The organism is Luteococcus sp. H91 (assembly GCF_038433135.1).
Classification (GTDB): Bacteria; Actinomycetota; Actinomycetes; order Propionibacteriales; family Propionibacteriaceae; genus Luteococcus.
On the sequence record NZ_JBCDMV010000013.1, the window covers coordinates 82,454 to 95,269 of the forward strand.

16 protein-coding genes are annotated in these 12,816 nt (G+C 66.7%); 7 read left to right on the forward strand and 9 right to left on the reverse strand.

Annotated features, from left to right (window positions below; all coding sequences use genetic code 11):
- Positions 1–63 precede the first annotated feature (63 nt).
- The 3 genes from AAEX57_RS07870 to AAEX57_RS07880 all read left to right on the forward strand — a co-directional run bounded on the left by AAEX57_RS07870 (position 64) and on the right by AAEX57_RS07880 (position 1,828).
- A complete protein-coding gene (locus AAEX57_RS07870; RefSeq protein WP_342091792.1) occupies positions 64–666 on the forward strand; it encodes a hypothetical protein in 603 nt (200 codons plus the stop codon).
- Positions 663–1,100, forward strand: a complete 438-nt coding sequence (locus AAEX57_RS07875; protein WP_342091793.1) for an OsmC family protein — start codon at positions 663–665, stop codon at positions 1,098–1,100. Before AAEX57_RS07870 ends, AAEX57_RS07875 begins: the two co-directional genes overlap by 4 nt.
- 128 nt (positions 1,101–1,228) lie before the next feature.
- Complete coding sequence (locus tag AAEX57_RS07880) at positions 1,229–1,828, forward strand: transglycosylase family protein (protein ID WP_342091794.1); 600 nt, start codon at positions 1,229–1,231, stop codon at positions 1,826–1,828.
- 87 nt (positions 1,829–1,915) lie between these two features.
- Here AAEX57_RS07880 and AAEX57_RS07885 read toward each other — a convergent pair whose 3' ends face one another.
- Positions 1,916–2,539 carry a hypothetical protein gene (locus tag AAEX57_RS07885; RefSeq protein WP_342091795.1) on the reverse strand — a complete coding sequence of 208 codons (624 nt, stop codon included), beginning with the start codon at positions 2,537–2,539 and terminating at the stop codon, positions 1,916–1,918.
- A gap of 237 nt (positions 2,540–2,776) precedes the next feature.
- On the opposite strand from AAEX57_RS07885, the gene AAEX57_RS07890 reads away from it, so the two are divergent.
- From AAEX57_RS07890 to AAEX57_RS07905, 4 genes are all read left to right on the forward strand, one after another.
- Entirely contained in the window at positions 2,777–4,126 is a 1,350-nt protein-coding gene (locus AAEX57_RS07890) for an aminotransferase-like domain-containing protein (RefSeq protein ID WP_446721116.1), read from the forward strand.
- A gap of 54 nt (positions 4,127–4,180) precedes the next feature.
- Positions 4,181–5,158, forward strand: a complete 978-nt coding sequence (locus AAEX57_RS07895) for a D-alanine--D-alanine ligase family protein (RefSeq protein WP_342091797.1) — start codon at positions 4,181–4,183, stop codon at positions 5,156–5,158.
- Complete coding sequence (locus AAEX57_RS07900; protein ID WP_342091798.1) at positions 5,155–5,844, forward strand: SURF1 family protein; 690 nt, start codon at positions 5,155–5,157, stop codon at positions 5,842–5,844. Before AAEX57_RS07895 ends, AAEX57_RS07900 begins: the two co-directional genes overlap by 4 nt.
- Before the next feature lie 88 nt (positions 5,845–5,932).
- Positions 5,933–6,325, forward strand: a complete 393-nt coding sequence (locus AAEX57_RS07905; RefSeq protein ID WP_446721117.1) for a DUF3817 domain-containing protein — start codon at positions 5,933–5,935, stop codon at positions 6,323–6,325.
- A gap of 87 nt (positions 6,326–6,412) precedes the next feature.
- Here the strand turns inward: AAEX57_RS07905 and AAEX57_RS07910 are convergent, their stop codons facing one another.
- The 8 genes from AAEX57_RS07910 to rnpA form a co-directional block, all read right to left on the reverse strand.
- Positions 6,413–7,345, reverse strand: coding sequence for a ParB/RepB/Spo0J family partition protein (locus AAEX57_RS07910; protein WP_342091799.1), 933 nt, complete (start codon positions 7,343–7,345; stop codon positions 6,413–6,415).
- On the reverse strand, positions 7,345–8,112 hold the full coding sequence (locus AAEX57_RS07915) for a ParA family protein (RefSeq protein ID WP_342091836.1): 768 nt from the start codon (positions 8,110–8,112) through the stop codon (positions 7,345–7,347). The genes AAEX57_RS07910 and AAEX57_RS07915 overlap by 1 nt, the downstream gene beginning before the upstream one ends.
- A 302-nt stretch (positions 8,113–8,414) precedes the next feature.
- The gene (gene rsmG / locus AAEX57_RS07920; protein ID WP_342091800.1) at positions 8,415–9,029 is read right to left on the reverse strand and encodes a 16S rRNA (guanine(527)-N(7))-methyltransferase RsmG; all 615 of its coding nucleotides are present in this window, start codon (positions 9,027–9,029) and stop codon (positions 8,415–8,417) included.
- Positions 9,030–9,200: 171 nt separating this feature from the next.
- The gene (locus tag AAEX57_RS07925; protein ID WP_342091801.1) at positions 9,201–9,785 is read right to left on the reverse strand and encodes a GNAT family N-acetyltransferase; all 585 of its coding nucleotides are present in this window, start codon (positions 9,783–9,785) and stop codon (positions 9,201–9,203) included.
- 401 nt (positions 9,786–10,186) lie between these two features.
- Positions 10,187–10,717, reverse strand: a complete 531-nt coding sequence (locus AAEX57_RS07930; protein ID WP_342091837.1) for a Jag family protein — start codon at positions 10,715–10,717, stop codon at positions 10,187–10,189.
- Between the two features lie 213 nt (positions 10,718–10,930).
- Positions 10,931–12,034 carry a membrane protein insertase YidC gene (gene yidC, locus AAEX57_RS07935; protein ID WP_446721119.1) on the reverse strand — a complete coding sequence of 368 codons (1,104 nt, stop codon included), beginning with the start codon at positions 12,032–12,034 and terminating at the stop codon, positions 10,931–10,933.
- Positions 12,034–12,384: a membrane protein insertion efficiency factor YidD gene (gene yidD, locus AAEX57_RS16235; protein ID WP_446721120.1), complete on the reverse strand. Its 351-nt coding sequence runs from the start codon at positions 12,382–12,384 to the stop codon at positions 12,034–12,036. The genes yidC and yidD overlap by 1 nt, the downstream gene beginning before the upstream one ends.
- The gene (rnpA, locus tag AAEX57_RS07945; protein ID WP_342091802.1) at positions 12,381–12,812 is read right to left on the reverse strand and encodes a ribonuclease P protein component; all 432 of its coding nucleotides are present in this window, start codon (positions 12,810–12,812) and stop codon (positions 12,381–12,383) included. Before rnpA ends, yidD begins: the two co-directional genes overlap by 4 nt.
- Between the last annotated feature and the right edge of the window lie 4 nt (positions 12,813–12,816).

A 12,816-nucleotide genomic window follows, 5' to 3' on the forward strand; every position in this document is an offset into this window, starting at 1 on the left:
CATCACTGCACAACCGCGGGCCGCAGCTGCCCGCGGTTGTTGCTTTCCACTACGTTTGAGCACATGAGCAGCACTCCTGGTGGCAATTCGCCGATATATGGCACCCCTGCCAGTACCGGCCCTGACGAGCTCGAGGTCGGTCCGGCCATCAACCGCAACCGCTTTCCCCGCTGGGCGCTGGTTCTGCTCGGCCTTCTGACGACGCTGCTGGCCGTGGCCGGCGCCGGCTACGCCGCGTGGCGGGTCAATGCGGCCAAGCCCCAGGTGGTGGTCACCGCGAGCGGCCCCCGCACCCCGTGGCAGATGTACCCGCCGCTGCAGATGGACGAGTTCTCCCGCGACGCCAATGCGGCGGACACGCCGTCGGCCAATCCCACCACCAAGAAGTCGGTGATCTCGGCCACCTATGCCCGCAGCGGCCAGAACACCGTGGTGCTGCTGATGAGCCGGCCTGAGAAGGATCCCAAGAAGTTCATGGCGGACATGGGGATGAACACCGTGGTGGCCACCGACGACGGCTTCTGCGGCACCAGCGTCGATTCCAACCGCGACGGCTGCGCCATCATGCGCGACGACACCGCCGTGCTGATCGTCGACCTGGTGGGGCTGAGCCGGGCCGACCTGATCGTGCTGGCCCACAAGTTCGCGGACCAGATGTCCCAATGAGCGATCGTCGCAGCGTTCGACTGGAGCGCACCAGCACCGGCAACTACCTGGCCACCAATGCCGCGGGCGTGAACGTGCCGCTGGGGATGGGCGACGACGTCTTCTCCCCCGTCGAGCTGCTGCTGGCGGCCATCGGTGGGTGCAGCGCGATCGACGTCGACGTGGTCACCTCCCGTCGAGGTGAGCCCGATCACTTCGCGGTGGAGGTCAGCGCCGGCAAGGTGGTCGACGAGACCGGCGGCTCCCGGCTGCAGGACGTGGTGGCCGACTTCCGGGTGGCCTTTGGCAGTGACGAGCGCGCCCGAGAGGCGGCGGGCCTGGTGGAGCGGTTGATCCGGCTGTCCCATGACCGGGACTGCACCGTCTCCCGGACGGTGGAACTGCCCACACGGGTGCGGATGGACCTGGCTGGACGGCCCGTCGTGGGCGAGTGATTCTCAGCCTTCTCTCAACCGCATATTTCCTTCTGCATAGACCATCACGGCGACATTGCCAAGGTGACGGGCCGATGTTCACCCACAGCGATTTTGAGAATTACTCAGGTTGTTTTAGGTTTACTCCCATGAAGAAGACTTCCACCATCGTTTCCCTGGTCGCTGCGACCGCCATGAGCGCTGGCGTCGGCATCGGCGCTGCCGCCCCCGCCCAGGCCGCGGGCACCGTCTGGGACCGCGTGGCCCAGTGTGAGTCCGGCGGCAACTGGTCGATCAACACTGGCAATGGCTTCTACGGCGGCCTGCAGTTCACCCGGTCCACCTGGCTGGCCTACGGTGGCGGCAAGTACGCCCCCACCGCCAACAAGGCGAGCCGTGCCCAGCAGATCGCGATCGCCAAGAAGACCCTGCAGGGTCAGGGCCCCGGCGCCTGGCCCGTCTGCTCCCGTCGCGCTGGCCTGACCCGCGCCAACGGCCTGGCCGTGAGCACCGGCAGCGTCGCCAGCAGCGTGAAGACCGTCAAGGTCACCAAGAAGAAGGCCAGCAGCAAGTCGGCTCCGGCCAAGGCCGTCAAGGGCGCCAAGTACATCACCGTGCGTCCCGGCGACACCTTGGGCAAGATCGCCAAGCGCAATGGCACCTCGTGGAAGACCGTGTGGCAGATGAACAAGTCCACCGTCAAGAACCCGAACATGATCAAGATCGGCCAGAAGATCCGCGTGCGCTGATCCCAGTCGCATCCCGTTCTCCGAACGCCCCGGCCCTTGCGGCCGGGGCGTTCTGCCGTCCCGCCCACGTCGTGCGCGTCCGGCGCCTCAGCCGGCCCTTCGTCCCTGCCGACCGGTGGGTTCGGCCGGCGGTACCGGGCGGGGCACCAGGCCAGCCAGCAGGTTCCAGGCCCGCGACAATTCGGGGCGCCAGCGCACCGTGCCCGCCAGGTTCAGCCGCAACCGCTGGCAGCCGTCGGCCCGGAACTCATCCACCGGCTGGAAACCCGCATGGGTCAACCACCCGACGGGCGGTTCCAGACAGGTGGGCGCCGAGTGCCGCCCCACGGCCTCCAGGGTCTCCACCTGGCCATGCAGGTGACGGGCCAGGCCCTGCACCAGAAGCTTCACCCGGGCCGGGCCGGAGTCGTCGTCGGCCCCGCGTGTCACCAGGGCCAGCAGATAAGCGGCATCGGGCAGCTTCGACCACTGCACCAGCGGGTGGGTGGAAGGCAGGTTGAGCCCCGGGCAGATCAACGCCTGGGCCACCGGCAGCTCCTCCTCGTCGTAGACCGCGACGCCACAGACCCCCCAATGGGCCATCGACGCGCGCGCCCACGTGGCCGCCGGATCATGCAGTTCCCGTTCCAACCGGGGATGTTCCTGACAACCCGGCAACAGCCCGGTGAGGTCGGCCGGAACCACCGCGCGTACCCGCATTCCGCGTCCCATCGTCGCCCCCTGCCCACGCCCGGACGCCTTCGCCCGGCCCCCTGACATGCTACTTGGCGCCGGCTGCCGCCACCCGCTGAACAGGGGCGGTCCGGCGCCAATGGTTTGCGCCACAAACCACATCCTGATTCCGGCCCGGTGCCACGGGTGCATCGGGTGGCAACCTCGATGCGGTTTGTGGCACAGACCCCGTTGCCCGGCCGGCATACGTCGGCTCGAGCGCTCCGGGAGGTGAGCATGCGAACCCAACCCGGCCATGCGTGGCAGAGTGGGGGTGTGAGCCTGCCTGAAACCCAACGACGAGATACCCGGCTGGACCGTTACCACTCCAGCTATTCCGAACGCACCCACGGAATGCGTGCCTCAGCGGTACGTTCCCTGTTTGCGGTGGCCAATCGTCCGGAGGTGGTCTCGCTGGCTGGCGGCATGCCGAACATTGCCGACCTGCCGCTGGATGTGGTGGCCAACACGCTCTCCGATCTGGTGCTGAACCGCGGCCAGCAGGCCATGCAGTACGGCTCCGGCCAGGGGGAGGCCTTCCTGCGCGAGCAGATCTGCGAGGTGATGGCGCTGGAGGGGATCCATGCCCACGCCGATGACATCTCCATCACCTGCGGTTCCCAGCAGGCGCTCGATCTGGTCACCCGGATCTTCTGCGACCCCGGCGACGTGATCCTGACCGAGGCGCCGAGCTATGTCGGTGCCCTGAGCACCTTCGGCAGCTACCAGTGCGAGGTGGTGCACGTCGCGATGGACGACGAGGGCTTGCAGCCCGACGCCCTGCGCGCCGCCCACACCGCCTGCACCGCGGCCGGCAAGCGACCCAAGTTCCTGTACACCATCCCCAATTTCAACAATCCGTCGGGCATCACCCAGCCGCTGGAGCGACGGCGGGAGCTGCTCCAGGTCTGCCGCGAGCTGGACATCCTGATCGTCGAGGACAACCCGTACGGCCTGCTCACCCTGGATGCCGAGCCCGTTCCGGCCATCCGGTCTCTGGACGACGAGCAGGTGATCTACCTGGGCTCCTTCTCCAAGACCTTCGCTCCGGGCTTCCGGGTCGGCTGGGTCCTGGCCCCGCATGCCGTGCGGGAGAAGCTGGTGCTGGCCCAGGAGGCAGCGACGCTCTGCCCGCCGGTCTTCAGCCAGTACGCGGTCAGCTCCTACCTGGCCAATCACGACTGGAAGGCCCAGATCGTCACCTTCAAGGACATGTACCGGGCCCGGCGCGATGCCATGCTCGACGCCCTGGCGGAATACATGCCCGAAGGGACCACCTGGACCACGCCCAAGGGGGGCTTCTTCGTCTGGGTGACGCTCCCCGAGGGCCTGGACACCCAGGCGATGCTGCCGCGGGCCGTCACCGCCCGGGTGGCCTACACCCCCGGCACCGCCTTCTATGCCGACGGCCTGGGCAGCCGCAACATGCGCCTGAGCTACTGCTACCCGCCGCCCGACCGGATCCGTGAGGGCGTCCGCCGTCTGGCCGAGGTGATCAACCGTGAGGTGGACCTGCACCAGACCTTCGGTCTGGGAACCTCCCCGGTGCACCGCCGGATCGACGGCCCCGCCCCCGAAACCCTCTGAGCCCTGTCTCCCACCGCCCTCGATCAACCCGCTGAACACCGGAAGGCCCCGCACATGTCCGAGGAAACCCCGTCCACCCAGGCCCCCCAGGCCAAGGCACCCGTGGTGGTGCTCGCCGGTGGGCTGTCCCACGAACGCGACGTCTCGCTGCGCTCCGGGCGTCGCGTGGCGCAGGCCCTGCGCGAATCCGGGCACAGCGTGATCGAGTCCGACGTGAACTCGGAGCTGGTCCCGCTGCTGCGCAGCCTGGACAATCCCGTCGTCGTGCCCATGCTCCACGGTGGTCTGGGCGAGGACGGCGCCCTGCGGGAGGTGCTGGAACTGCTGAACGTTCCCTTCGTCGGCTGCAATGGCGCTGCCTGCCGCACGACCTTCGACAAGTCCGTGGCCGGCACCGTCGTGAGCCGCTTCGGCTGGAAGGCCCCGGAGCAGGTCGCCCTGCCGCACGACATCTTCCGGGAGCTGGGCGCCGACGCGCTGGTGGATGCCCTGGGTGAGCGGCTGGGCTTCCCGCTGATCGTCAAGCCCTCCCGCAGCGGATCCGCGCTGGGCACCACCAAGGTCAACTCGATGGACGAACTTCGCCAGGCATTGGTGGCCGCCTATGCCTACGGCCCCGTGGCCGTCGTGGAGGAGTTCATCGAGGGCACCGAGGTTGCCGTCACGATCCTGGTGGGTTCCGACACGACCCAGGTCCTGCCGGCGGTGGAGATTCGCCCCGAGTCCGGCATCTACGATTATGACGCTCGCTACACCGCGGGCTTCACCCGCTTCATCGTTCCCGCGGAGCTCGATGATGCGGTGGCGGCCGGCGTGGATGCCCTGGCCCGCGGCGTGGTCGAGGCGCTGCACCTGGACGGGGTGATCCGGGTCGACATGATCATCGACGACAAGGGCGAACCCTGGTTCCTGGAGGCGAATGTCGCGCCCGGCATGACCGAGACCTCGTTGGCACCGATCGCGATGCGCGCCGCCGGTCTTGATCTTGGAATCCTGTACAGCACCCTGGTCCAGGAGGCCGCCAAGGCATGACCACCAAGATCAAACAACTGGTGATCGCGCTCCTGGGGGGCGCACTGTGCCTGTTCATGGTCTTCCTGGGGCTCTGGCAGATGGAGGTCTTCCAGTCCCAGGCCGACGGCAGCGCCGCCCAGCGCGCCCAGGCACCAGCAGTTGATCTTGAGAGCAATCTTGTGGCCGGCAAGGTGGGCGATCTGTATGGCCGCCAGGTCAATGTCACCGGTAGCTACCTACCGGGCAAGCAAGTCCTGGTGGGCACGGACCACCCGCTGCAGGTGGTCAGCGCCTTCCGCACCAGCAAGGGGCACACCCTCACCGTGGTACGCGGCACGGTTCCCCAGGGAAGCCGGGCACCGGCCGCCCCGACCGGTCAACAGAGCATCACGGGCGTGATCCTGCCCAGCCAGTCACGCGGCACCGTCCCCGCCCCCAGCGACGCACCCAGCGGCACGCTGACCAGCGTCCGGCTGGAGCAACTGGCCCAGACCTGGCCGGAGCCGATGCTGGATGGCTTCGTGACCCAGAAGGGCGAGCTGGCCACCGCGCAGGGCCTGGGCGTCGCCGAACCCGCCATCCCCGACGTGGGGGGCGGCAAGACCCGCAATCGCGGCTATGCCCTGCAGTGGTGGGCCTTCGCCGCCTTCGGCGCCGTGGCAACCGCCGCCGGCGTCCGGTCGGTTGGCCGTAACGCCGCGTGACGCTGTCGTGAGCTTCACTGGGGCGTCAGCGCCACCAGGCACGGCACGGCGGTGACCCTGCCGTCGTGCGCTGGGTAGTCTTGGGCCCGTGACTGAGACTCCCGACGACTACTTCCTTGACGACCTGGACGAGACTGACCTGCGCGGGCTGCGTGGCGCGTTGGGCCGTTACCGCTTCTTTGCCTATCTCACCGGCATCCTGCTGGTGGTGCTGGTCTGCGTGGGAATGCCGCTGAAGTACTTCGGCCATGACGATCGGGTGGTGACCTGGACCGGCCTGCCGCACGGGTGGCTCTACATGGGTCTGTTGATCACCGCCTATGATCTTGGTCGTCGGGCCCGCTGGTCCTGGAAGCGACTCCTGCTGATCGCCCTGGCCGGCACGGTGCCCTTCCTCTCCTTCGTCGCCGAGCACTCTGCCCGCAAGGACGTGCAGGCCAAGCTCGCCAGCTGGGAAGCTCGACTCTCACACGCGATCTGATCCCGTGGCCTACCGCAGTCATTGAACAACTATTTGGGGCTTTGTCGAATTGTCGACAAAGCCCCAAATCTATCTAGTCACTCGGTGTCATTGACCGTTGACGATGTTCAAGATCCGCTCCAGGTCATCCTCGCTGGCGAATTCGATGGTGATCTTGCCGTGCTTGCGGCCGATGTCCACCTTCACCCGGGTGTCAAAGTGGTCTGACAAGGTATTGGACAGTTCCATCGCGCGCGGCGAGGGCTCCTTCGGGGAGCGCTTGCGACGGCTGGGGGCGCTGTCCGCATCACCCAGGGCGACGATCTCCTCCACGGCCCGGACGGAGAGGCCCTCAGCCACGATCCGTTGGGCCAGCTTCTCCTGCGCCACCGGATCCTCCACCATCAGCAACGCGCGAGCGTGTCCGGCCGAGAGCACACCTGCCGCCACCCGACGCTGCACCGGCGCCGGGAGCCGCAGTAGCCGGATGGTGTTGGAGATCTGCGGTCGAGACCTCTTGATCTTGCTGGCCAGTTCCTCCTGGGTGCAGCCGAAGTCACTCAACATCTGCTGGTAGGCGGCGGCCTCTTCCAGCGGATTGAGCTGTGCCCGATGCAGGTTCTCCAGCAGTGCGTCGCGCAAGAGGTCGCCGTCCTCGGTGCCTCGTACGATGGCGGGCACCTTCTCCAGCCCCGCCTCGATGGTGGCGCGCCACCGACGCTCACCCATGATCAACTCATATTGATCTTGGTCCACCTTGCGGACGACGATCGGCTGCAGGACGCCGACTTCCTTGATCGACTCCACCAGCTCCAGCAGGGCCTCCTCGTCGAAAACGGTGCGCGGCTGCTTCGGGTTGGGGCGAATCTGGTCGACCGGAATGAGCTGGAAGTATGATCCGTCCTCCAGGGGCGCCGAGGGATCGCTGGTGTGATCGACGTCGCTGAGCTGGCCCGCCGGGCGGCGCTCCTCATCCACGTCGGTGCGCTGGAAGAGTTCTCCCAGGCCACGGCCCAGACCGGACTGGTGTTTCGCGGGCATCAACGGGCCTTTCCACGGTTGGCGATCTCCTGCGCGGCACGCCAGTAGGCCTTGGCGCCGGCGGAGGTCGGGTCGAACTGGAGCAGTGTCTGGCCGTAGCTGGGTGCCTCGGCAATCCTGACACTACGTGGAATCTGGGCGTTCAGGGTCTGCTTCTCGAAGTAGCGGCGTACCTCGCGCGCCACCTGGGCGGAAAGCTTGGTCCGGGCATCGAACATGGTCAGCAGCACCGTGGAGAGCTCGAGGTCTGGATTCAACTCCCGCTGGACCACACCGATCGTGTTCATCAGCTGCGAGACACCCTCCAGGGCGTAGTACTCGGTCTGGATCGGGATGATGATCTCCCCGGCGGCAACCAAGGCGTTCAAGGTCAGCAGACCCAGCGACGGTGGGCAGTCGAACAGGATGTAGTCAACCGTGTGGTCCTTGAGGTAACCACGGATGGCTCGAGCCAGCCGCTGTTCCCGACCCACGAGTTGCACCAGCTGAAGCTCCGCCCCAGCAAGATCAACCGTCGCTGGTACCGCCTGCAGCCCGGGGGCCTCGGGCGAGTCCACGACGACGTCCGCCAGGGGAACCCCATCCATCAGCACCTCGTAGGTGCCGGGAGTGCCGGGCCCGTGCGGGATTCCCAGCGCGGTCGAGGCGTTGCCCTGCGGATCGAGGTCGAGGACGAGCACCTTGAGACCGCCATTTGCCAGCGAGGCCGCCAGGTTCACCGTCGTGGTCGTCTTGCCGACCCCGCCCTTCTGGTTCACCACCACCATCACGCGGGCTTTGGGTGGTTTGGGGAAGTCGCGCTTCTCGTCGCGGGGGATGATGCGCGGAGTTCCGGCGGGGCGCTGCGTGGAGGTGTTGCTGGACACTAGTGGTTCTCGCCCTTCATCTCGAGGAACACCGTGACCGTTCCACGTGAAACATCACGCAAAACACAAGCCTGTGATTCCAGCCGTCAGTTACGCGGATGAGTCTACTAGAAGGACACCGCATTGCCCGAAAGGGCATCTCCGCCTCGCACACGCCAATGGGTTGTTTCGGGCATTGATCAGTGTTTCACGTGAAACAGGGCTCAACGCAGGGGGGTGATCACCAGTGCCTTGGTAACCTCCGCCTCCGGGTGCGCCCGGACCTGAAAGACCTGGGCGTCCAACTTGCTCGCTTCCAGGCGCCGCGAGGCCTCCGCGACCTCCTGATCCACCAAATCGCCCTTCAGGGCCACCAGGCGTCCGTGAGGGTAGAACAGGGGAGTGCACCAACCGAGCAACTTCTGCACATTGGCCACGGCGCGACAGGTCACCACGTCAAAGGTCTCGTCACAGTCTTCAGCTCGGCCGCGGTGCACCACGACCCGATCGTCGAGAGCAAGGTCAGCGACCGTCTCGCCCAGGAAGTTGAAGCGGCGCAGGAGTGGCTCCAGCAGGGTCATCTGCAGATCCGGCCGGAGGATGGCCAGGGGGATGCCGGGCAGGCCGGCGCCGCTGCCCACGTCCACCACGGTGCTTCCCTGGGGAATCAGATCTGCCAGGGCGGCAGAATTGAGAATGTGTCGCTCCCACAGGCGGTCCTTCTCCCGTGGGCCCATCAGACCCCAGTCGATGCCCTTGGTCGACAGGATGTCGACGTACCGACGAATGGTTTCATAGGCGTCGCCGTAGACTGCTCTTGCTTGTTCATTGGGCTCCACGAGTCTCTCCTTGCAGGTCGGGATTCCAAGCGTAGTGGTCTCGCTCTACGTACGTTCCACGTGAAACAAGAGATTCAGCCGCGTCCAACCCGCCAAGAACTTGCCACAGCACGCGACGCCCCACCCAGCAATCGACTCCAGATGGCTTTATCGACATATTTATATATTGGTTCATTTGCGGAGTGACAGGCGTGTCAGCGTCGAGTCGAACAGTGGGGCCCGATGCACCACCGCGAAACCGAGCCGCTGGTAGAAACCGACATTTCGCGGGTTGGCCGACTCGGCCCACAGCGGGCCGGGTAGTTCCGCCATGCAGTACCGCATCAGTTCGGAGCCAACTCCCGCCGCCCTGTGTTCCGGCAGCACCCCCAGCTGGGCGAGGTAGAACCCCTCACACTCGGGGGCACCGTCCCGCGCACGCTCGAAGAGCTCACCATTGGCCAACAGCGCATCCTCCCCCAGGAGCAAGGTCATCAGGTCCAGTGGCCGGGGGAGCGAGGGCACTCGCTGCATGCCCGGTGGCATCCACAGCGCCGCGCCCACCACACGCCCGTCGCCCACCGCGACGAAGGACCGCCCCTGCAGGACGAAGCGCTCCACCGCCAGCAAGAAATACAGGGCGACGAGGCTCAACCGCTCCTGGGCCTTGTCCACCACGGGGAAATTCCACTGGACCAGGGGGTCATCGGCCAGCGCCCTGGCCAGGACGGTCCGGATCACAGGCATCTCGTCGGGTCGGGCCGCGCGGTACTCCATGACCACAGCCTGTCACGATTCCAAGATCAAGGAGGGTTGATCCTGGAACCCTCGTGGGGATCCACCCGACGAGGAGAATCGTGCTTGACCATCCAGTGACGGGAGACGGCACCGTGAAGACGTCGACAGATCGTCGCGGCCCGCTTGCCGGGCGGCTCACTTCCCCATCCGACGGGTCTGGCCCTGTCCCTGGCGGCCGAGCAGGCGGGCGTCGACTCCACCCCCGTACGCCGGCGGGCCCTCATGACGGCGGACGGCCAGGTCATTGAGCACAGCCTCACCCTCAAGGTCCTGTAACCGCGCCAGTCCGTCGCGGGCCAGGACCTCAGCCGTGCGCAGGACCCGGAATGCAGCGGTGCCCGTACGCCAACGCGTCCGGGCACCGTGCGGTTCAGCTGAGGTCACTCGGCGGGCAGGACCACCACGCGACGCTTGGGCTCGACGCCCTCGGACTCGCTGACCAGACCCGCCTCGGCCACCGCGTCGTGCACGATCTTGCGCTCGAAGGGATTCATCGGGGCCAGTCGCACGGCCTCTCCGGAGGTCTTGACCTCGGCGATCGCATCGTGCGCGAGCACCTGCAGTTCCTTGCGACGACGATCGCGATGCCCGGCGATGTCCAGCATCAGTCGGCTGCGGTGACCGGTCTCGGTCATCACGGCCAGCCGGGACAGCTCCTGCAGCGCGTCGAGGACCTCGCCGTTCTTGCCGACCAGGATCTCGGTGTCGGTGACGATGCTGACATGCGCCCGGCCACCTTCGCTGTAGGTGTCGATGTCGCCATCCAGATCGGCGATGTCGAGCAATTCCTCCAGGTAGTCGGCGGCAATGTCGCCCTCGGCGTCCAGCGGATCCTCCGACTCCTCGTCGTCATCATCGGAATCATCGTCGGAATCGTCATCCGAATCGTCGGCTTCCGTCGCGCCAGCCAGCGCCTGCTCGTCCTTGTCGGACTCCTCGGCAGTGACGTCCTCGGCGGTCTGGAGGGCCGGCGCAGCCTCCGGTTCGGGGGCAGCGGCGGCTTCGTCGCTGACCTCGATCGGCACCTCGGGGGTGCTGAGCTCTTCGCTCATGGTGTTCTCCTATGGAAGGGGTGGCGACGCGCAGGGCGTCACCGCGAAAACAGGGGAGAGGAGGGCCAGGCCCTACTTCTTCTTCTTGCGCGCCTGGCGGGGCTGCCGGGTGGGCTGCTGACGCTGCACCACCTGCTGGCCACCGTCGGCGGTCTTGCGCACGGTCTGCCGGGTGACTCCCTGACGCGCGACGGTCGGCCTGGCCCCCTCGGCACCCTCTGCGGCGGCCGGAGCCACCACGGTCGCGGCACGATTGCGCTGCCGCTTGGCGCGACGATCGGCCTCGATCTTGTCCGGGTCAAGACCCTTGGCGCGCATCCGCTCCTGCCAGTCGACATAGGCGGGGGTTCCCGGCGTCGGGTTGTTGTGGATGAGGATGTACTGCTGACCCAGCGTCCACAGGTTGGTGGTCATCCAGTAGACCAGCACACCGATCGGGATGTAGACGCCACCAAAGGCGTACATGATCGGGAACATGTAGAGCATCATCTTCTGCTGCTGCGCCATCGGCCCGACGAGGGCTTCCGGCGGCATGTTGCGCACCATCAGCTCCTTCTGCTGGATGAACAGCACGGCGGTCATCAGCACGATCAGGATCAGGGCCATGATCTGGTTGGGGCCAAAGCCCTGGTCCAGCGGCAGGAAGCGCCCGGCCAGCCCGGCCTTGAGGAAGGTGGCCTCTTGCAGGGACCTCATCAGCTCCGGATTCTCCCGGAAGAAGGTGCCGCGCGGGATGCCGCGCGAGGCACCGTCCAGCACGCGGAAGAGGGCCAGGAAGATTGGCATCTGCAGCAGGGCCGGCAGGCAGGAGGCGGCGGGGTTCACGCCCTCCTCCCGGTACAGCTTCATGGTCTCCTGACCAAGCCGCTCACGGTCACTGCCGTACTTCTCCTGCAGGGCCCGCACCTTGGGCTGGATCAGCTGCATGTCCCGCGCCGAGTTGATCTGCTTGACGAACAGCGGGATCAGCAGCGTGCGGATCACGATCACCAGCGAGACGATCGAGAGCACCCAGGTCAGGCCGGAGTCGGCGCCGAAGAGCGGTGCCCACAGCTTGTGGGCAAGGACGATCAGGCCGGATACGGCCCAGTAGATGGGCTGCATGATCGCGTGGGCAAAGCCCATGAACGCGCTCTTCAGCCCGAAGAACAGCAGCACTTCGTGGAGTGGAGCCATCAGTTTTCACCTCGGGTGTAGTGGGAAACATCCGGCGCCGCAGCGTCGGACAAGTTCATGGGGGAGTGCTCCGGGCAGCGGTGGTCATCACACTCGACGCCGGCGGCCTGCTCGGCCAGCCAGGCGGCATGCTCGGGAGTTCCGGGAACGGGGTCGCAGCCCCCCAGGGACCATGGATTGCAGCGCAGGATGCGCCAGATGGTCAGCAGGCTGCCGATCACCGCGCCCCTGCTCTGCAGGGCGCGCAGTCCGTAGGCGGAACAGGAGGGGTGATACTTGCAGACATTGCCATAGAGGGGGGAGATCAGGGCACGCCAGAGCCGCACGAAGGCGATCAGTGGGTACTTCACGGGGTGCCCTTCGGTTCGGCGTCCTGGCCATTCTCCCCGCTCGACGCGTCACAACCAATGGCGGCCGACCGCCCGGCACCCTTGCCGGAGGTCACATCCAGCCGGTTGAGGCACTTGGCCCAGGCCTGGGCAAGATCCTCGGCCAGGCGATCCGGGCTGGTGGCGGCGGCCGGCAGTGCTCGCACGACGACGAAAACGCCGGGGGAGTCCGCCAGCAGGGGAAGCACAAGATGCCGTAGGCGACGCTTCACCCGATTACGGGTGACGGCATTGCCTACGGCTTTGGACACAACAAAGCCCACCCGAGACGGGGGGCTGTTGGTCGTTGTTGCGTGCACGACGAGGGTGGGTCTCGCCGCCCGGGCCCCTCCGCGCATGGTGGCGCGGAAGTCGGATGCATGACGCATCCGGGCCTGGGCGGGGAGCACCCGA

What these genes read in the sequence shown, in the direction of transcription:
- AAEX57_RS07870 (WP_342091792.1), top strand. Translation starts at nt 64, where the DNA reads ATGAGCAGCACTCCTGGTGGCAATTCGCCGATATATGGCACCCCTGCC.
- AAEX57_RS07875 (WP_342091793.1), top strand. Translation starts at nt 663, where the DNA reads ATGAGCGATCGTCGCAGCGTTCGACTGGAGCGCACCAGCACCGGCAAC.
- AAEX57_RS07880 (WP_342091794.1), top strand. Translation starts at nt 1,229, where the DNA reads ATGAAGAAGACTTCCACCATCGTTTCCCTGGTCGCTGCGACCGCCATG.
- AAEX57_RS07885 (WP_342091795.1), bottom strand. Translation starts at nt 2,539, where the DNA reads ATGGGACGCGGAATGCGGGTACGCGCGGTGGTTCCGGCCGACCTCACC.
- AAEX57_RS07890 (WP_446721116.1), top strand. Translation starts at nt 2,777, where the DNA reads ATGCGAACCCAACCCGGCCATGCGTGGCAGAGTGGGGGTGTGAGCCTG.
- AAEX57_RS07895 (WP_342091797.1), top strand. Translation starts at nt 4,181, where the DNA reads ATGTCCGAGGAAACCCCGTCCACCCAGGCCCCCCAGGCCAAGGCACCC.
- AAEX57_RS07900 (WP_342091798.1), top strand. Translation starts at nt 5,155, where the DNA reads ATGACCACCAAGATCAAACAACTGGTGATCGCGCTCCTGGGGGGCGCA.
- AAEX57_RS07910 (WP_342091799.1), bottom strand. Translation starts at nt 7,345, where the DNA reads ATGCCCGCGAAACACCAGTCCGGTCTGGGCCGTGGCCTGGGAGAACTC.
- AAEX57_RS07915 (WP_342091836.1), bottom strand. Translation starts at nt 8,112, where the DNA reads ATGGTGGTGGTGAACCAGAAGGGCGGGGTCGGCAAGACGACCACGACG.
- AAEX57_RS07925 (WP_342091801.1), bottom strand. Translation starts at nt 9,785, where the DNA reads ATGGAGTACCGCGCGGCCCGACCCGACGAGATGCCTGTGATCCGGACC.
- yidC (WP_446721119.1), bottom strand. Translation starts at nt 12,034, where the DNA reads ATGGCTCCACTCCACGAAGTGCTGCTGTTCTTCGGGCTGAAGAGCGCG.